The 19579-nt window shown below is 70.8% G+C and carries 15 protein-coding genes; 5 read left to right on the forward strand and 10 right to left on the reverse strand.

Features of this window, described 5'->3' with window-relative positions:
- Positions 1-16: 16 nt before the first annotated feature.
- Positions 17-1330: an MFS transporter gene (locus tag A3862_RS03365; protein ID WP_043760381.1), complete on the reverse strand. Its 1314-nt coding sequence runs from the start codon at positions 1328-1330 to the stop codon at positions 17-19.
- A gap of 180 nt (positions 1331-1510) precedes the next feature.
- Between A3862_RS03365 and A3862_RS03370 the strand changes: the two genes are divergently transcribed.
- Complete coding sequence (locus A3862_RS03370) at positions 1511-2662, forward strand: dimethylmenaquinone methyltransferase (protein ID WP_043386967.1); 1152 nt, start codon at positions 1511-1513, stop codon at positions 2660-2662.
- A gap of 53 nt (positions 2663-2715) precedes the next feature.
- Here the strand turns inward: A3862_RS03370 and lptB are convergent, their stop codons facing one another.
- From lptB to A3862_RS03415, 9 genes are all read right to left on the reverse strand, one after another.
- Positions 2716-3567 carry an LPS export ABC transporter ATP-binding protein gene (gene lptB, locus A3862_RS03375; protein ID WP_374701317.1) on the reverse strand — a complete coding sequence of 284 codons (852 nt, stop codon included), beginning with the start codon at positions 3565-3567 and terminating at the stop codon, positions 2716-2718.
- 8 nt (positions 3568-3575) lie between these two features.
- Positions 3576-4235, reverse strand: a complete 660-nt coding sequence (locus A3862_RS03380) for an LptA/OstA family protein (RefSeq protein WP_043386965.1) — start codon at positions 4233-4235, stop codon at positions 3576-3578.
- A complete protein-coding gene (lptC, locus tag A3862_RS03385) occupies positions 4232-4951 on the reverse strand; it encodes an LPS export ABC transporter periplasmic protein LptC (RefSeq protein WP_111473201.1) in 720 nt (239 codons plus the stop codon). Before lptC ends, A3862_RS03380 begins: the two co-directional genes overlap by 4 nt.
- Positions 4952-5180: 229 nt before the next feature.
- Entirely contained in the window at positions 5181-7013 is a 1833-nt protein-coding gene (htpG, locus tag A3862_RS03390; protein WP_043350981.1) for a molecular chaperone HtpG, read from the reverse strand.
- A gap of 165 nt (positions 7014-7178) precedes the next feature.
- On the reverse strand, positions 7179-9167 hold the full coding sequence (locus A3862_RS03395; protein ID WP_100794130.1) for a potassium transporter Kup: 1989 nt from the start codon (positions 9165-9167) through the stop codon (positions 7179-7181).
- A gap of 173 nt (positions 9168-9340) precedes the next feature.
- Complete coding sequence (nadC, locus tag A3862_RS03400) at positions 9341-10213, reverse strand: carboxylating nicotinate-nucleotide diphosphorylase (protein ID WP_043760378.1); 873 nt, start codon at positions 10211-10213, stop codon at positions 9341-9343.
- The gene (locus tag A3862_RS03405) at positions 10210-11733 is read right to left on the reverse strand and encodes an L-aspartate oxidase (RefSeq protein ID WP_043760376.1); all 1524 of its coding nucleotides are present in this window, start codon (positions 11731-11733) and stop codon (positions 10210-10212) included. The genes nadC and A3862_RS03405 overlap by 4 nt, the downstream gene beginning before the upstream one ends.
- A complete protein-coding gene (gene nadA, locus A3862_RS03410; RefSeq protein WP_043387528.1) occupies positions 11730-12746 on the reverse strand; it encodes a quinolinate synthase NadA in 1017 nt (338 codons plus the stop codon). Before nadA ends, A3862_RS03405 begins: the two co-directional genes overlap by 4 nt.
- A 137-nt stretch (positions 12747-12883) precedes the next feature.
- A complete protein-coding gene (locus tag A3862_RS03415; protein ID WP_111473202.1) occupies positions 12884-13708 on the reverse strand; it encodes an aldo/keto reductase in 825 nt (274 codons plus the stop codon).
- Positions 13709-14021: 313 nt separating this feature from the next.
- On the opposite strand from A3862_RS03415, the gene paoA reads away from it, so the two are divergent.
- The 4 genes from paoA (at position 14022) to A3862_RS03435 (ending at position 19534) form a co-directional block, all read left to right on the forward strand.
- Positions 14022-14672, forward strand: coding sequence for an aldehyde dehydrogenase iron-sulfur subunit PaoA (gene paoA / locus A3862_RS03420; RefSeq protein WP_043760372.1), 651 nt, complete (start codon positions 14022-14024; stop codon positions 14670-14672).
- A gap of 10 nt (positions 14673-14682) precedes the next feature.
- Positions 14683-15657 (forward strand): FAD binding domain-containing protein, encoded by a 975-nt coding sequence (locus A3862_RS03425; RefSeq protein ID WP_111473203.1) that lies wholly within the window; start codon positions 14683-14685, stop codon positions 15655-15657.
- Positions 15658-15681: 24 nt separating this feature from the next.
- A complete protein-coding gene (locus tag A3862_RS03430; protein WP_043760369.1) occupies positions 15682-17904 on the forward strand; it encodes a xanthine dehydrogenase family protein molybdopterin-binding subunit in 2223 nt (740 codons plus the stop codon).
- A gap of 88 nt (positions 17905-17992) precedes the next feature.
- On the forward strand, positions 17993-19534 hold the full coding sequence (locus tag A3862_RS03435; protein WP_043760367.1) for an acyl-CoA synthetase: 1542 nt from the start codon (positions 17993-17995) through the stop codon (positions 19532-19534).
- The last annotated feature ends 45 nt before the right edge of the window (positions 19535-19579 follow it).

Raw genomic sequence — 19579 nt, forward strand, 5'->3', positions numbered from 1 at the left:
GAGACCGTCCGCCTGCTCATCGCGCGGCCCTCAATTGACCGACCACCGGACCCTCCGGCGCCTCGTCGGCGATGGGATCCCTGATCAGCGTCCAGTAGCCGAGCGCCGCCACCAGGGCGATCACCGCCCCGGTGATGAAGGCCATCGAGAAATGGCCCGTGCCGCCGACGATGAAGCCCGTCACGGTCGGCGCCAGGGCGCCGCCGATATAGCCGCCGAAATTCTGCATCGCGCCGAGCGACGCCGTGCAGCTGGCCGGCGCCGCCACGGAGGCCATCGCCCAGGCCGACGACGAGCTCACGTAGACGAGGAAGAGCGAGGCCGAGATGCAGGCGATGGCGAGGGTGTCGCTCGGCGTCAGGGCCGCCACGACCGTGCAGGCGGCGGTCGCCACCAGGGATCCGACCATCGGGATCTTGCGGCTGCGGATCGGGTCGACGCCCCGGCGGACCAGCATGTCGACCACGCGGCCGCCCAGGATCCCGCCCAGCACGCCGAAGGCGAAGGGGATCGAGCCGACGAGGCCGGTCTTCTGCAGGGTGAAGTGCCGCTCGATCTCAAGGTAGCTCGGCAGCCACGCGGTGTAGAGCCACGTCATGTAGATGCAGCCGAAATAGCCGACGATCATCCCCCAGCTGGTTCGGAACCCGAAGAGCCGGCGCCACGCGCTCCAGGTGACCGGGCGGCTGGCATTCGGGGCATCGCCCTCTTCCAGGAAGGCGCGCTCCCCCGGCGTCAGGTCGGTCTCGCGCGGGTTGCGGAAGACCCCGTAGACGATCGCGGCGAGCACGAGGCCGACCGCCCCCATGATCACGAACATCGCCCGCCAGCCGAAGCTCACCATGAGGAAGGTCAGCAGCGGCAGGGCCAGGAAGGTCCCGAGCGAGGAGGCGCAGTTCCAGATCCCCGTGGCGGTGCCGCGCTGGCGGATGTTGAACCAGTCGCGGGAGACCCGGGCGCAGGTCGGGAAATGCGGCGCCTCGCCGATCCCGAGCACGATCCGCGCGCTCACGAACTGCCAGAACGACGTCACCGCGCCGCCGAGCATCTGGCCGAACGACCAGCAGGTCAGGCCGAGCGTCAGCGTCAGGCGCGGTCCGAACCGGTCGGCGAGCACACCGGCCGGCAGCTGTGCGAAGGCGTAGGCCCAGAGGAAGGCCGAGAGCAGCAAGCCCATCTCGGGGATCGAGAGGCCAAGATCCTCCCGGATCAGCGGGTTGGCCACCGCCAGGGTGGCGCGGTCGACGTAGTTGACGACGCCCGCCGTCACGAGAAGGGCAAGCGAGATCGTCTGGATGCGGCGCACGCGCGGCGTTGCGGCCAAGGCCATCGTATCCTCCCGGAATGGCGGGCCCCTTGAGGGTCTCCGTGGCCGGCCGGTCCTGTGCGACTCGTGGCGGCCCGGCACCATTCTGCACCGAACGCGGCCGGACGGAAGGTCCGCCACCCCTCGCCTCGCGGCGCCGGGCGTCGTAGACCGGCCGCTCCGTCATCCTTCGAGTCCGGACCGTTGCGCCTGATCCAGATCACCCACCACGACCTCGACGGCTACGGCGCCTCCACGGTCGCCGCCGCCTGCGCCACGGTCGAGCGCGTCGTCCACGTGCCCCGCTACAGCGATGTCGGCCCGGTCTTCGAGGACGAGATCAAGCGTCTCGGCCGCGCGGCGGAGCGCGAGATCCTGCTGATGACGGATCTCGGCCTGGAGGAGCAGACCATCGCGGGCCTGAGGAAGTTCGCCGCGATGAACCGGCGCCGGGAGGACGGGCAGAAGCACCGCCTCGTGGTCCTCGACCACCACGCCTCGTCCCTCGACCAGATGCGCCGGCTGGGCCTGGAGGCGACCGCCGATGCAGCGCGCCCGGCGCTCCACCGGATCGATCTGGGCGATCCCGAGATCGCCGTGCTGATCGAGGACGACATCTGCGCCACGCGGATGACCTTCGAACACCGGGCCCTGTTCGCCACGCACGAACCCGCGACCGACCTGTCGAGCCTGCTGTCCGCGGTCGATGCCGTCGACCTCTGGCGCAAGGAAAGCCCGGCCTTCCGCGGCGGGCTCGCCCTGGACGAGTTGTTCTGGGAAGTCGTGTCGAGCTACGTGCCGGTCGGTCATCCCTGGCACGACCGGTTCGTGTCCGACATCCTGCTCGCGGCCGCCGCGTCCCTGCGGGACGGCGCCAACCCGGCCGAACTCGAGCGGCGCGCCTCGGAGATCCGCACCGGCGTGGTCGACGCCCTGCTGCGCGAGGCGCCCGACGACGATCCGACGCTGACCACGCGCATGCGCCTCGCCCGGGCCCTCGCCCGCTCGGACGCCCTGTTCCGCCCGCTGAAGGACGGCACGCTCCTGTCCTTCGCCCTCGATTCGGGCACCTTCCAGCGGGTCTCCGACCTGATCATGGATGCGGGCCGCGCCAAGCGCGTCGTCAACGTCCAGCGGATGGGCACGCTGTCGTTCCGCTCCAATGACGGCACGGCGCTCGACGGCGCCCGCCTGTTCCGTGGCGGCGGCCACCGCGACGCGGCGGGCGGCCGGCTCCAGAGCGGCTCGGCCTTCTCGATGGCGGACGCGATCGCGCAGGTGGAGCCGGTGCTGAACCCGGAGAAGCCCGCGGGTTCCGACAGCCCGTTCGCGGCGCTCAAGAACTGGAAGGGGTGAGGCGCGGCCGCCTCCGCCCCGTCTTCGCTCCCCTCGTAGGGGCGAAGTCCGGCCTAAAGCCTGAAATCCTCGCCGAGATACAGGCGCCGCGCATCCGGGTTCGCCACGATCTCCTCCGGCGTGCCCTCGGTGAGGATGCGGCCGGAATGGGCGATGTAGGCCCGGTCGATCAGGCCCAGCGTCTCGCGGACGTTGTGGTCGGTGATCAGCACGCCGATGCCGCGCTGCTTCAGGTGCTTCACCAGATCCTGGATGTCGCCCACCGCGATCGGGTCGATGCCCGCGAAGGGCTCGTCCAGCAGCATGAAGGTCGGCGAGGAGGCGAGCGCCCGGGCGATCTCGCAACGCCGCCGCTCGCCGCCCGAGAGCGCGATCGAGGGCGACTTGCGCAGGCGCGCGATGTCGAACTCCTCCAATAGGGAATCGAGCTTGCGGGCGCGCGCCTTGCGGTCGGGCTCGGCCACCTCCAGCACCGCGCGGATGTTGTCCTCGACGGTGAGCCCGCGGAAGATCGAGGCCTCCTGCGGCAGATAGCCGATCCCGAGCCGCGCCCGCTGGTACATGGGCAGGTGCGTGATCGGCAGGCCGTCCAGGGTGATGTGGCCGCGATCGGCCGCCACCAGCCCGGTGATCATGTAGAAGATCGTGGTCTTGCCGGCGCCGTTCGGGCCCAGCAGTCCCACGGCCTCGCCGGTGCGGACGGTGAGCCCCGCCTCGTGGACCACCGTGCGGGCGCCGTAGCTCTTACGCAGGCCGCTCACGCTGAGGATGCCGAGGCCGCCCGCCTCGGCCGCGGACCAGCCCTCGGCCTCGGCCGCGTCCGGCTGCCGCGCGCGCCGGCCGAACAGGCGGCCGAGCCAGCTCGTTCGGCCCGCCGGGTCCTGCGGGCCAGCCTGGAACGCCACGGCGCCGCTCAATCGACCTGCGCCTTCGGCCTGGGCGGCGGCTGCGTGCAGCCCTTCGCCTTGCCGTCCTTGGCGTCGGACTTCTCGCCGGGCACGAACAGGGCCGAGACGCGGCCGCCCGCCACCGGGTCCATGTTCGCGCGCCCGGTGTTCATGTCGTAGACGAGCCGCTGGCCGCGGGTGACGTTCTGGCACTGGCTCAGGACGACATTGCCGGTCAGCACGATCCGCTTGGCGTCCTGATCGAACACCGCATGGTCGCCGGTGGCGACCTGATCCTTCTGCACCACCGTCACCGGACCGGCGCAATCGACCTTCTGGATCCCGTTCTCGGCGGGATTCCGGGGCGCCGCTTCGGCCCCCTCCTCCTTCGCCTCGCCCTTGGCACCCTTGCCGGGCGCGTCCTTGCCGCGCTTGTAGGTGACCGTCATGGTCGAGCACCGGATGGTGCTGTCGCCCTGCACGGCCACGACGTTGCCGGCGAAGATCGCCTTGTTCTCCCGGTCGAACACGTCGAGCCGGTCGGCGTCGATCTTGATCGGGTCCTTGCCCCCGCCCCCGATATTCCCGAAGGGCGAATCTTTCCGCGCGGACTTCTCGGCGAAAGCCGGGCCGGCGAGAACCAGCCCCGCCGCCAGGGCGGCCCAGACGATGCGGGCGGCGCTCATCGCGCACCGTCCGCGGCTTGGGCGTCCGACGTCAGGATGCGGGCCTGCGGCTTCTCGGCCTGATCCTCGTTGAGGATCACCACCTGGACCTTGCCCACGAAGGAGATCCGCTTGCCGTTCTCGACGACGTCCAGGGTGTCGGCCTTCACGGTGGCCCGCGGGCTCGAAACGGTGACAGGCTCCTGCGAGCTGATGGCGCCGGTCTTGAACGCCACGGCGGCCGAGCGCAGGCGCACCTCCTCGCCCTTGTCGGTCCAGATCCGGATGTCGTCCTTCAGGTCGAGCGCCTCGCGGGCCGTGTCGAACAGGCCCGACACCGCCGAGAGCCGGGCGATGCCGCCTTGGTCGTCGGTGGCGATGTGGCCGCGCATCTGCTGCAGCTCAATCTGGCTCGGCTTGCGGACGTCCTGCAGGGCGGCGTCCGCCGTCACCTCGTAGCCGCGCGTTCCCTGGCGGAAGCCCGAGAGCCGCGGATTCTCCATGCGGACCTTCGAGCCCGCCAGCGTCACCGGACCGACCGAGACACCCGGCAGCTGGGCCGCGAAAGGATTGAACAGGTACCCCAGCAGCAGCGCCACCGAGCCCCCGGCGACCACCGGAATAATGCGGCGCATGGTGCGCACGCGTCCGCTGTGGCGATACGCCCGGGCATGGGCCCGGGTCCGCGCCGCCGCGACCGCCTGTCCGTTGCCGGCTTCAGCCTCGACCGGGTTCATGCAGCGTCCGTGAGGCGCGCCTGACGCGCGCGAGAGGGTTCGGCTTAGACGCCTGCGGCCCCCACCGCGCCCGCGCCATCGGCCGGGCAATGATCCCGACCGGTGGCGAAGTTATGGCTCGACCGTTTCCGAATGATCAACCGAACCGACAATCGTCCGGCGCGGATGTGTGTGGAGACACACGCCGCGCGCGGCTTTCCGCCTGCGCCCGGCGCGTGTCTCCGTAGTCCTACGCGCTGCGCGCCGCCGCCAGGGCCGCCGCCACGGTCCGGGCGAAGGCCGCCGGGTCGCGGGGGCTGTCGCCATCCTGGATGCGGGCGAGGTCGAGGAGCGTGCCGGCCGCCTGCGGCACCTCCGATTCGGGTGCCGCGGCCAGCGCCCGAATCAGCGGATGGCGCGGGTTGATCTCCAGGACCGGCTGCCCGGCCCCGGCCCGCCCTGCCCGCCGCATGAGCCGCTGCATCTGCAGGTCTGGGCCTCCGGTCCCGGCGGACAGGACCACAGCCGAGTCGACCAGCCGGTCGGTGGTGCGCACGTCCGAGACCTCGCTGCCCAGCGCGGTCTTCACGGCGGCCACGAACGCATCGATGCCCTCGGGCGCCTCCGGCTGCTCGCCCTCGAGGGCGAACTTCGACAGGTCGAGCCCACCCTTGGTGATCGAGCGGAGCGGCTTCTCCTCGAAGCTGCCGAGCTGGTCGGGCCAGAAGGCGTCGACGTGATCGGAAAGCAGCAGCACCTCGAGGCCGCGCGCCTTGAAGCCCTCGAGCTGCGGCGACGACTTCAGCGCCTCGGCATCGTCGGCGACGAGGTAGTAGATCGCCTCCTGGCCATCCTTCATGCGGGATACGTAATCCGGCAGGGAGGTCCAGCCCTCCACCGCCGAGGAGCGGAAGCGCAGGAGCGGGGCGATCTCACCCCGGCGCTCGAAATCCTCGTAGATGCCCTCCTTGAGGACGGGGCCGAAATTCTCCCAGAAGGCCTGGTAGCCCTCGGCGTCCTTGGCGCGGGTTGCGAGTTCGGACACGACGCGGCCGGTCACGGCGCGGCGGATCCGCGCCAGGGCCGGGGTCGATTGCAGCATCTCGCGGGACACGTTGAGGGGCAGGTCTTCGGTATCGACCACGCCCTGGACGAAGCGCAGCCAGGGCGGCAGCAGTTCGGCCTCGTCGGTGATGAACATCCGCCGCACGTGGAGCCGGACCTTGCTCTGCCGCTCGTTCTCGAGCGCCTGGAAGGGCTTCGAACCGGGGATGAACAGCAGCGCGGCGAATTCGAGTTGCCCCTCGGCGCGCCAGTGGAGCGTCGCCCAGGGCTTGTCGAAGTTCATGCCGATGGAGTGGTAGAACGCCTCGTACTGCTCCTCGGTGACCTCGGACTTCGCCTTGCGCCAGAGCGCGGTGCCCTGATTGGCCGATTCGTCCTTGCCGTCGCGCACGACCGCGATCGGCACGGTGATGAAGTCGGCCCATTTCCGCACGAGATGGTCGAGCCGGTAAGGCTCCAGGTACTCGTCGGCGTCGCCCTTGAGATGGAGCACGATGTCGGTGCCGGGTTCCGCCCGGGTGGCAGGCTCCAAGGTGTAGTTGCCCTGGCCTTCGGAGGCCCAGGTCCAGGCCTCGTCGCTGCCGGCGCGGCGCGACGTGACCGTCACCCGGTCGGCGACCATGAAGGCCGAGTAGAAGCCGACGCCGAACTGGCCGATCAGGCTCGGCCGGTCCTCGGCCTTGGCGGATTCCAGCGTCTGCGAGAACGCCCGCGTGCCGGAGCGCGCGATGGTGCCGAGGTTGGTGGCGAGATCCTCCTTGGTCATGCCGATGCCGGCATCCGACACGGTCAGGGTCCGCGCCTCCTTGTCGGGGGCGATGCGGACCTTGGCGTCCGCCGGCAGGGCGCTCGCCGCCGAGGTCAGGGCCTCGAACCGCCGCCGGTCCATGGCATCGGCGGCGTTGGCCACGAGTTCGCGCAGGAAGATCTCGCGGTCGGAATAGAGCGCGTGCACGACGAGGTCGAGGAGCCGGCCTACCTCCGCCCCGAACTCGTGCCGCTCAATCGTCTCGCTCACGGGTCATGCCTCCGCTGTGGGAAAATCGCGGTGGCGATATGCTGGCGAACGCGGCCGTTTTCAATGCGCCGCGCGGGCTCGGCATCGCCGTCATGGCGGTCCGCCGCCTGTGGAGGCCCTGCCCTTCGGGCGTGCCGCGGCGCGGCCCTGTTCAGGGCCCCCGGTTCAAATCTCGATCTCGGTTCCCACCTCGACGATCTGCCGGGTCGGCAGGCCGAAATGGGCGCCGGTGCGCTCGGCATTGCGCTTCATGAAGCTGAACATCGCCTCCCGCCAGGGCGCCATGCCGGGATGGGTCGGCGACGGGATGACCACCTCGTGGCCCACGAAGTAGGTGATGTCCTCGAGGTATTCCGGAGGCAGGAGGCCGCTCGCCACGGCGCATCGCAGCCCCTCGGGGATCGAGGCGGTCTGCATGAAGCCATACCGCAGGACGACCCGTTCCATGCCGGGCGTATACTTCGAGATCGCCTTGCGGATGCCCTGCGCAACCAGCGTCACCTGCGCCCGCTCGGCGGCGCAAATGACCGGCTCCTCCTCGTAGACGACGGTGATCAGGAGGATCCGCTCGTGGAGGCACCGGCTGCGCTCCAGCAGACGGCCGAGGGCCATCGGGATGCCATCGGTGGCGGCGGTCAGGAAGGCCGCGGTGCCCGGGAGCGTCACCGGCGGGTGCGAGGTCAGGCGGGCGAGGAAGGTCGCCTCGGACATCCGCATGGTCTGGCGGACGGATTCGAGAACGCGGTTGCCCGTCATCCATGTCAGCATCAGGAAGGCGACCGCGGCGGCCAGCAGCAGCGGAAACCAGCCGCCCTCGAACAGCTTCACGCTGTTGGCGGCGAAGAACACGGCGTCGAGGGTGAGGAAGGCGCCGTTGACCGCGAAGACCAGGATCGGATTGTAGCCCCAGCGCAGCGCGATGAGCGCGGCGAGCAGCGTGGTGATGCCCATCAGGGCCGAGACCGCGATGCCGTAGGCCCCGGCCAGGGCGTCGGAGGAGCCGAACACGACCACCGCCGTGAGGGTCGCTGCGGCCAGGAGCCAGTTCACCGCCGGCACGTAGATCTGGCCGCGCTCGTCCCGGTCTGTGTGGACGACCCGCATCATCGGCATGAAGCCGAGCTGGATCGATTGCTGGGTCAACGAATAGACGCCCGAGATCACCGCCTGCGAGGCGATGACGGTCGCCATCGTGGCCAGGGCGACCAGCGGATAATGGGCCCAGTCGGGGGCGAGCCGATAGAACGGATTCTCGATCGCACCGGGATCGGCGATGATCAGGGCGCCCTGCCCGCAATAGTGGATCAACAGAGCGGGCAGCACGAGACCGAACCACGCGAAGCGGATCGCGGGGGCGCCGAAATGGCCGAGATCGGCATACATCGCCTCGCCGCCGGTCACCGCCAGGAAGGCCGCGCCCAGCATCAGGAAGCTGACATGCCAGCCGGCATGGACCAGGAAGTCCACCGCCCGCAACGGGTTGGCCGCCGCCAGGATTTCCGGCGCGCGCAGGATGCTGGGGATCGCGAGCAGGACGAGGACGACGAACCAGACGAGCATCACGGGCCCGAACACGCGGCCGATGGCGGCCACGCCCTTGTGCTGGACCAGGAACAGCCCGACCAGGATGACGAGCGTGATCGGCACCACGTACGGGCCGAGCGCCGGCGCATCGACCTTCACGCCCTCGATCGCCGACAGGACCGAGATCGCCGGGGTGATCGCGCCGTCGCCGTAGAGCAGCGCCGCCCCCACCAGACCGACCACCAGAAGCAGCGCCTTCCCCGTGCCCGGCCGGGCCTGCCGGGCGCCGAGCAGCGCCAGCATGGCGACGATGCCGCCCTCCCCGCGGTTGTCGGCGCGCAGGATCAGCACCGCGTATTTCAGCGACACGACCAAGATCAGCGACCACAGGATCAGCGACACCGCCCCCGTGGCCGCCGCCGGCACCGCGGCCCCACCGGCGGTCGCCGCCTTCACGGCCTCCTTGAACGCGTAGAGCGGGCTCGTGCCGATGTCGCCGTACACGACGCCCAGCGCGCCCAGCATCAGCGCGGCGCCGGGCCCATGTCGGACGGCACCGGGTTTGCGCGCCACCGGCGCCGCCGGAAGATCGACCGCCGGGGCAGCCACGGAGGGCAGGGCTTGGCTCACGGTCACGTCCGGTCGATGGCGTCGCGGTTGGGCGAAACCTTAGCGAGTCAGTCGCGCGGCGATAGACTTCGAGTGTCTCAGCCGCGCTGATGACGAAGACTTGTCACCCGAACGTGATGATCTTCGAGCCCTGCCCGACGGCGGATCTCCGTTGCGCCCCGGAGGTCGCCCATTCAGGCCGCGTCGAGGCCCAGGTCGATGATCGCCGCCGAGTGGGTGATCCAGCCGCAGGAGATCAGGTCGACGCCCGAGGCCGCGACCGCCCCCACCGTCTCGCGGGTGATCCGGCCCGACGCCTCGGAGAGCGCGCGTCCGTCAATCATCGCCACCGCGCGGGTGAGCTGGTCGGGCCCCATATTATCGAGGAGCACCGCGTCGACCCCGACCGAAAGGGCCTCCTCCAGTTGCTCCAGGCTGTCGACCTCGCACTCGATCTTCACGAGATGGCCGGCCCGGGCGCGGGCGCGCTCGATGGCCGGCACGATGCCGCCCGCCACCGCCACGTGGTTGTCCTTGATCAGCACGGCATCGTCGAGGCCGAAGCGGTGGTTCGACCCCCCACCCGCGCGCACGGCGTGCTTCTCCAGGGCGCGCAGGCCCGGCGTGGTCTTGCGGGTGCAGACGATCGAGGCCTTGCCGTGCGGGCGGGCCGCCTCGACGAGGCCGTGGGTGGCCGTGGCGACGCCCGACATCCGGCAGAGCAGGTTCAGGGCGACGCGCTCGGCGGTGAGGATGGCGCGGGCCGGCCCCTCGAGGTGCAGCACCACGTCGCCCGGGGCGACGCGGGCGCCGTCGCCGCGCTCGACCGCGACGGTGACGGCCGGATCGACCAGCGCGAACGCGATGGCGGCGGCATCGGTGCCGGAGATCACGCCGTCCTGGCGGGAGGCGATCACGCCGCGCATCCGCTCGCCGGGGGGCACGATGGCGTCGGTGGTGATGTCGCCGGCCCGGCCGAGATCCTCCAGCAGGGCGGCGCGCACCACCGGCTCCACCAGGAGCCGCGGCAGGGGCAGGATGGCGTCGGAGAAGACCGATCGGGTCATGGCGTCAGGGCCTCCTCGGCGACCGTCCGGCCGCTCTGCGCCGCCCGGAGATCGGCCAGCGTGGTCTCGGTATGGGTCGCGGCTGCGAGATGCGGATGATCGCTGCGCCAATGGGCGCCGCGGCTCTCCTGGCGGTCCAGCGCGCCGCGGGCGATCAGCAGCGCCACCAGCGCGGCGTCGCAGGATTCTGCCTCCGGCGTCAGGGCGGCGACCGCCCCCCCGAGGCCGGCGGCGTCGCGCACGACCCCGACCTGGCGCTCCATCAGGCCACGGATCGCCGTCAGGTCACCGGAGGTGCGGGCGGTCACGGCCTGGGGGACGATGGCCGCCGGCGGCGGCGCATCGAGCCCGTCGGCGATGAAGCAGGCATAGGCCAGCCCTTCCAGCAGGGAGTTGCTGGCGAGGCGGTTGGCGCCGTGCAGGCCCGTGGAGGAGACCTCGCCGCAGGCATAGAGGCCCGGCACCGATGTGGCGCCGTGCGCGTCCACCTTCACGCCGCCCATATGGTAGTGCGCCGCCGGGCGGACCGGGATCGGCTGCACGGCCGGGTCGATGCCGGCGGCGGCGCAGAGTCCCGCCACCGTCGGGAAGCGCGTCGGCATCGCGGCGCCGAGCGCCCCGCGGGCGTCGAGATAGACCGTGCGGCCGCGCTGCAGCGCCTGGAAGATGCCGCGGGCGACGACGTCGCGGGGGGCGAGATCGCCGCCGGCGATACCGGCCATGACGGGTGCGCCGGTCTCGTCGATGAGTCGGGCGCCCTCCCCGCGCAGGGCCTCGGTGGCGAGCGGCATCGGGTCGGCGCCGGCCGCGATGGCGGTCGGGTGGAACTGCACGAACTCCATGTCGCGCATGACGGCACCGGCCCGGGCGGCGAGCGCCAGACCGCGGCCGACGGCGCCGGGCGGGTTCGTGGTCGCCGCGTAGAGGGCGCCGACGCCGCCGGTGGCCAGCACCACGGCGCGGGCCGGGATGCGGAACAGGGCGCCGTCGCGCTCGGCGACGATGCCGGCCACGGACCCGCGCGCGTCCCGAAGCAGGTCGCAGGCCCGCGCCGTGACGATCTCGACGGACGGCGCAGCGAGAACGGCCCGCACCAGCCCTTCGAGCACGCGCGCCCCGGTCGCGTCGCCGCCGGAGCGGACGATGCGGCGGCGGCCATGCGCGGCCTCAAGCCCGAGCGCGAGCGCGGCATCGTCGGTCCGGTCGAACGGGACGCCGATCCGCACCAGCCAATCGATCAGGCCCGGCCCTTCCTGAGCCACGCGGAGCGCGACGTCGGACTCGGTCAGCCCGGCGCCGGCCGCTTCCGTATCGGCGGCGTGCAGTTCCGCCGCGTCATCGGCGCCGACCGCGGCGGCGATGCCGCCCTGCGCCCAGCCGGTGGCGGTGCCGAGGCCCAGGGCCGACGCGGTGACCAGCGTCACCGGCCGGGGCGCGAGACGCAGCGCGACGCTGAGCCCCGCGACGCCGCCGCCGACCACGACGACGCGGTCGGCGGTGCTGGGCGAGACGGCGTTCATCGCGTGCGCACCTGGAGCATGCGCTCCACGGCCGCCCGGGCCCGGTCGGCCAAAGCCGGATCGACCGTGACCTCGTGGGTCATCGTCTCCAGCGCGCGGCGGATGTTCGCCAAGCTCATCCGCTTCATGTGCGGGCACATGTTGCAGGGCTTGATGAACTCGATATCCGGGTTCTGCGCCGCGATGTTGTCGGCCATCGAGCACTCGGTGACGAGCACCACCTGCTTCGGCCGCTTCTCCACGACGAAGTCCATCATCATCGCGGTGGAGCCGGAGAAGTCGGACTCGGCCACCACGTCGGGCGGGCATTCCGGATGCGCGATCACCGTCACGCCGGGATAGCTGTCGCGGACCTCGCGGATGTCGGCCGGGGTGAAGCGCTCGTGCACCTCGCAGTGGCCGGCCCAGGTCAGGATCTCGACCTCGGGAATCTCGGCCTGGACGTTCTGCGCCAGGAACTCGTCCGGGATCATCAGCACGCGGGGCGCGTTCAGCGACTTCACCACCGCGACGGCGTTGCCGGAGGTGCAGCACAAATCCGACTCGGCCTTCACGGCCGCCGAGGTGTTCACGTAGGTCACGATCGGCACGCCCGGATACTTCGCCCGCAGGCCGCGCACGTCCGCGGCCGTGATCGAATCGGCCAGCGAGCAGCCCGCGCCCATGTCGGGGATCAGCACGGTCTTGGCCGGGTTCAGGAGCTTGGCGGTCTCGGCCATGAAGTGGACGCCCGCCAGCACGATCACGTCCGCGTCGACATTCACCGCCTCGCGGGCGAGCGCGAGGCTGTCGCCGACGATGTCGGCCACCGTGTGGAAGATCTCGGGCGCCTGATAATTGTGCGCCAGGATCACGGCGTTGCGCTCCCGCTTCAGGCGCAGGATCGCCTCGATGTCGGGGGCGAGCGCCGGCCACTCGATCGCGGGAACGTGCCGGCTGACGCGGGCGTAGAGATCCGGAAGCGGCAGGCCCGGGATGGGCGTGCGGGAGACGGGTGCAACGGTCGCCGCCATGGCGTCCTCCATTATGCTCAGTTTGAGCATTGTGCCGTCTAACTTATGGGCGCCGGACGCGCCTGTCCAGATATGCTAGCTGTGAGCATAAATCTTTTGCGGCGCGATGTTACGCTGCGCCGCCGAAGGGATGCCGGTCAGCAGAAGGACGCCGGGTCGGGGCCGATGCGGCCGTCGGGGCGGTCGAGGGCCGCGATCTCCTCCATTTCGCCGGCACCGAGTTCGAAATCGAACAGCGCGATATTCTCGAGGATGCGCTCGGGCCGGGCGGTCTTCGGGATCGCCACGCAGCCGATCTGCACCTGCCAGCGCAGCACCACCTGGGCGGGCGTCTTCCCATGGGCCTTCGCAATCGCGAGGATGACCGGGTCGTTCAGCTCCCTGCCCTGGCCGAGGGGGCTCCAGGACTCGGTCACGATGCTGTGACGGGCGTCGTCCGCGCGCGGCGCCTTGCGCTGGAAATGCGGGTGCAGCTCGATCTGGTTCACGGCAGGCGCCCCGCCGGTCTCGCCGATCAACGTGGCGATGTGCTCGGCTGTGAAGTTCGAGACGCCGATCGACTTGGCCCGCCCCTCCTCGCGGAGCTGGATCAGCGTTTTCCAGGTTTCGACGAACAGGCGCCGCTGCGGACACGGCCAATGGATCAGGTAGAGATCGACATACGGAAGGCCGAGCCGCTCCAGGCTCTCGTCGAAGGCACGCCGCGCCTCCTCGCGTCCCTGGCGGTCGTTCCAGAGCTTGGTGGTGAGGAAGACCTCCGCGCGCGGCACCTGCGCATCGCGGATGCCACGTCCGACGCCCGCCTCATTGCCGTAGGCGGCGGCGGTGTCGATCAGGCGGTAGCCGGCCCGAAGCGCCCGGCCGACGAGCTCCGGCGCCTGAGCGTCGGAGAGTTGCCAGCAGCCGTAGCCGATCTGCGGGATGCGACGCCCGTCGTTCAGGGCCAAAGTCGGGACGGCCATGGGGTGAGCCTCCGGAAACGCTTTCCGATCTACCCAAACGCCGGCGGTGCGACGCGTTCCGATGATCGCGTCCTTTGCAAGCGGAGCGCGGCGGCCCGGAGGCGCCACGCCCGGCCCTGCCGCGCGGCCGTGGGCCGATTCTCTACCCCCACGTCGCGGATCGGATAGGGCGGCCCATGGACCAGCGGACCACCTCGGCCCGCGGTGAACGGGCGCAGTCTGGACTGGATCTAATCGGCACGACCGCACGTTGGCGCACCGGATTCCAGGTTGCGCCGCGCCGTCGAGCGCGGCGCACGGACGGGATGGCAGCATGACAGACGCGACTTCGAAGAAGCCGTTCGCCCTGACGCGGCGCGCCGTGGTGGAAGGCTGCGCGGCGGCCGGGGCGCTCGGCGCCCTCGGCTTCCGACCGGCCCCCGCAGCGGCGGCGCCGGGAGATCCCGCCCCGCAGACGATGCCGGTACGGCTCACCATCAATGGGCAGCCGCACGATCTCGTCCTCGACACGCGCACCACGCTCCTCGATGCGCTGCGCGAGCATCTGGCTCTCACCGGCACCAAGAAGGGCTGCGACCACGGCCAGTGCGGCGCCTGTACGGTGCTGGTGGACGGGCGTCGGATCAATGCGTGCCTGACGCTCGCGGCGATGCACGAGGGCGATCAGGTCACCACGATCGAAGGCCTCGCGGATGGCGAGAAGCTTCACCCGATGCAGGCCGCCTTCCTGGAACATGACGGCTTCCAATGCGGCTACTGCACGCCGGGCCAGATCTGCTCCTCGGTCGGCATGCTGAACGAGGCCAAGGCCGGTTGGCCTAGCCACGTCACCGAGGATCTCGCCTCGACCCCGACGCTCAGTGACGCCGAGATCCGCGAGCGGATGAGCGGCAACATCTGCCGCTGCAGCGCCTACCCGAACATCGTCGCGGCGATCCGCGACACCGCCGCCAGCAACCTCTGAGGGGGCGGACATGAAGGCTTTCACCTACGAGCGTCCCGCCACGGTTCAGGACGCGGCCAAGCTCGCGGCCGAGCGGCCGAACGCCAAGTTCATCGCGGGCGGCACCAACCTGCTCGACCTCATGAAGCTGCAGATCGAGACGCCGGCCACGCTGATCGACGTGAACCGGCTGCCCCTGGACAAGGTTGAGGCCACGCAGGAGGGCGGCCTGCGTATCGGTGCGCTGGTGCGCAACTCCGACCTTGCCGCGGAGCCGCGGGTCCGGAAGGACTACGCCGTCCTGGCGAAGGCTCTGCTGGCCGGCGCCTCGGGGCAGCTGCGCAACAAGGCGACCACCGCCGGCAACCTGCTTCAGCGGACCCGCTGCTACTATTTCTACGACACGGCCATGCCCTGCAATAAGCGCGAGCCGGGTTCGGGCTGCGCGGCGATCGGCGGGTTCAACCGGATCATGGCGGTGGTGGGCGCCAGCGAATCCTGCATCGCCACCAACCCGTCCGACATGGCTGTCGCCATGCGCGCCCTCGACGCCACCGTCGAGACGATGGATCCGGCGGGTCAGACCCGACGGATCCCGATCGCCGATTTCCACCGGCTCCCCGGCGACACACCGCAGATCGAGACCGACCTGCGCAAGGGCGAGATCATCACGGCCGTGACCCTGCCGAAGCCGGTGGCCGGCATGCATATCTACCGCAAGGTCCGCGACCGGGCGTCCTACGCTTTCGCGACCGTCTCGGTGGCGGCGGTGATCGCGGGCGCCGAGGGCGGCAAGCCGAGCGCGGCGCGGCTCGCCTTCGGCGGCCTGGCGCACAAGCCCTGGCGGGTGGCCGAGGCCGAAGAAGCCCTGGTCCGGACCGGCTCAGCGGATGAGGCCGCCGACGCGGTGCTGAAGGGTGCCCGCGGCTACGGCAGCAACGACTTCAAGATTCCGCTGACCCGGCGGACCCTGCGCGCCGTGGTGGCGCAGGCGACCCGCGCTTAAGCCCCCCGATCAAGGACCGTCCCCATGGAGATGAACCAGCCGATCGGCCGGACGCCCCTCGACGACCGCGCCGACGGGCTCGTCGGGAAGCCGCTCGACCGCGTCGAAGGCAAGCTCAAGGTCACGGGCCACGCCCCCTACGCGTACGAGACCCGGGCGCTGAAGAACCCCGCCTACGGCTTCATCGTGCCGGCGACGATCGCGGCCGGCACCATCACGTCGATCGACGCCGAGACCGCCCGCCGGGCGCCCGGCACGATCCTGGTCATGACCCACGAGAACGTCCCCGAGCAGGGCGAGAAGAAGGAGCAGGTCTGGCCGCAACTCCAGGGGACGAAGGTCACGTTCTATGGTCAGCCCGTCGCCTTCGTGGTTGCCGAGACCTTCGAGCAGGCCCGCGCCGCCGCGATGCTGGTGAAGGTCCGCTACGACGCGGCTAAGCCCAAGGGGCTGCTTAAGGACAACCTGGCGGCGGCCTACGAGCCGAAGCCCGTCAATTCGCCGCCGGATTCGAAGCTCGGCGACTTCGACGCCGCCTTCGCGGCCGCGCCGGTGAAGCTCGACGTGGAATACGTCACGCCCAACCAGATCCACGCGCAGATGGAGCCGCACGCCACGATCGCGTCGTGGGAGGGCGACGGCGTTGTGCTCTACACCGCCAACCAGATGCTGAACCGCGGTCAGAAGGCGCTCGGCTCTGTGCTGAAGCTGCCGCCCGAAAAGGTGCGGATCGTGAGCCCCTATATCGGCGGCGGCTTCGGCTCGAAGCTCCAGGCTCAGCCGGAGGCGACGCTCGCCGTGTTGGCCTCGAAGCTGATCCAGCGCCCCGTGAAGGTCGCGCTCACGCGGCAGCAGGAGTTCCACGTCGGGACCCACCGGACCGACACGATCCAGCGGATCAGGCTCGGTGCCGATCAGGACGGGCGGCTCTCGGCGATCAGCCATGAATCCTGGTCCGACACGGCCGAGGGCGACGGGTTCTTCGAGACGTCGGCCAACGTCACCCGGTCGCTCTACGCGGCACAGAACCGGATCACGCGCCATCGGCTCGTGAACCTCAACATGCCCATCGCCTCGTCGATGCGCGCCCCTGGCGAGGCCGTGGGCCAGCTCGCCTTCGAGTGCGCCATGGATGAGCTGGCCGAGCATCTGAAGGTCGATCCGATCGAGCTGCGGGTGCGCAACGAGCCGGTCGAGGATCCCGAGAAGAAAGTCCCGTTCTCCACCCGCCAGCTCGTGCCCTGCATGCGCGAGGGGGCGCGCCTGTTCGGCTGGGACAAGCGGCAGGCGGCGGGCAGCCGCCGCGACGGCAACTGGCTCGTCGGCATGGGCATGTCGGCCGCCGCCCGCCTCAACCCGCTGATGCCCTCCGCCGCCAAGGTCCGTCTCGGGCCGGACGGCGTGCTGGTGGTGCGCATGGCCATGACCGATCCCGGGACCGGCACCTATACGATCCTCACCCAGATCGCCGGCGAGATGCTGGGCCTGCCGCCCGAGCGGGTCCGCGTCGAGATGGGCGACACCGACTTTCCCTTCGCCTCGGGTTCCGGCGGCTCGTTCGGCGCTGCGTCGGCGGGCTCTGCCCTCTACGTCGCCTGCGACAACCTCCGGCAGGCCCTGCTCAAGGCCGGCGACCTTAACCCGGACGGGGCGGTGTTCCGCGACTGCGCGGTGACCTCGGGCAACCGGACGGAGTCGCTGACCGATCTCGCCCGGTCGGGCATGGAGGCCGCCGGTGAGATCAAGCCCGGCGAGATGAAGCAGAAGTTCTCGCAATACTCCTACGGTGCGCACTTCGCCGAGGTCGGGGTCGATGTCGATACCGGTGAGATCCGGTTGCGGCGGATGCTCGGGGTCTTCACCGGGGGGCGCATCCTCAACGCCAAGACGGCGCGCAGTCAGGCGATCGGCGGCATGACCTTCGGGGTCGGGGCGGCTCTGATGGAAGATGCGGTGGTCGATCCGCGCTACAGCTACTTCGTCAACCACGACATGGCCGAGTACCATGTGCCGGTCCACGCCGACCTCCCGGCGATCGACGCGGTGTTCCTGCCCGAACTCGACGACAAGGCGAACCCGCTGAAGAGCAAGGGACTCGGCGAGCTCGGCATCTGCGGCGCCGGCGCCTCGCTCGCCAACGCGATCTACAACGCCACCGGGATCCGCGTGCGGGACTATCCGCTCACCCTCGACAAGATGCTCAAGGGCTTCGAAGAGCAGGAGGGCCAAGCGCAGCGGCGGACCTGACCGGAGGCAAAGGCCTGGGCGGCCGCGGTTGACGGCCGCCCGCGCAGGCGGGACACCCGGCCGAAAGCCCGAATACGGGGAGCGCCCGGTGCCCGACAGCCTTGCCAACGACCGTCATCCGCCCGCGCGGTTCAACGCCGCGCGGTACTGCCTGGCCGAGAATGCGCGCCTGCGCCCCGACAAGACGGCGCTCGTGATGGTCGGGGATGGCACCGCGGAGCGGCTGAGTTTCGGCGACGTCGAGCGGGCGGTGCGCGGCATCGCGGCGGGCCTGCTGGATCTCGGCCTGGAACCCGGCGACCGGGTGATGATCCGCATGGGCAACGAGGCCGACTACGTCCTCCTCTATTTCGGGGCCCTGGCGGCGGGCCTCGTCGCCCTGCCCTCCTCGCCGCAGCTCACCGCGGGCGAGGCGGCGTTTCTCATGGACAATTCCGGCGCCGCCGCGGTGGTGATCGGAGGCGGTTGCACGGTCGCGCCCGAGGCCCTGGGCGGACGCCTCCTGCTCGACGCCGCCGCCATCGCGCGGATGAAGGCGGGGCCGCCCCTGCCGGCCTACGCCGACACCGCCGCGGACGACCCGGCGATGCTGATCTACACCTCCGGCACGACGAGCCGGCCGAAGGGCGTGCTCCACGCCCACCGCGCCACCTACGGCCGCCGGCCGATGCGCGACCACTGGCTCGGCCTCACCGAATCCGACGTGATGCTGCATGCCGGCACCATGAACTGGACCTACACGCTGGGCGTCGGTTTGAGCGATCCCTGGTCGGTGGGCGCGACGGCGGTGCTCTACAACGGTCCACGCGACCCCGCCGTCTGGCCGCGCCTCATCGCCCGGTACGGCGCGACCCTGTTCGCCGCCGTCCCGACGCTCTACCGCCAGATCCTCAAATACGGCGACCTCGGCGCCCAGGACCTGTCGAGCCTGCGCCACGGCTGCACGGCGGGCGAGCCCCTCTCGGTGGAGCTGCTCGATGCCTGGCGGCAGGCCACCGGCAAGCCCCTCTACGAGGCGCTCGGGATGAGCGAGATCTCGACCTACATCTCCAGCGGCCCGACGATTCCCGTGCGTCCCGGCTCGCCGGGCAAGCCGCAGCCCGGTCGGCGGGTGGCGATCCTGCCCGTCGAGGGCGAGCCGGTCCCGCTGCCGGCCGGCGAGAGCGGGCTCCTCGCCGTCCATCGGACCGAGCCGGCGCTGATGCTCGGCTACTGGAACCGCCCCGAGGAAGAGGCCGAGGTGATGCGCGGCGACTGGTTCGTCGGCGGCGATCTCGCCCGGCTCGACGCGGATGGCTACCTCTGGTTCGAAGGCCGCAACAACGACCTGATGAAGGCGATGGGCTACCGGGTCTCGCCCAACGAGGTCGAGGCGGTGCTGTCCGACCACCCGTCCGTGGCGGAGGTCGGCGTGGCCGAACTGCCTGTGCGGGCAGACGTCTCGGTCATCTGCGGTTTCGTGGTGCTCCAGCCGGACGCCGAGCCCGACGCGGAGGGCCTGCTGGCCTGGTGCGCCGAGCGGCTCGCCGCCTACAAGCGGCCGCGGGAAATCCGCTTCCTCGACGCCCTGCCGCGCACGCCCAACGGCAAGGTCCAGCGCAAGCGGCTCGCCGCGACTGCGGCCGGTTGACCGGCGCCGCCGCTTGCTGGCTCGCCCCGGCGTTTCGAGGGCGCC

Source organism: Methylobacterium sp. XJLW (genome assembly GCF_003254375.1).
GTDB classification, from domain to species: Bacteria; Pseudomonadota; Alphaproteobacteria; order Rhizobiales; family Beijerinckiaceae; genus Methylobacterium; species Methylobacterium fujisawaense.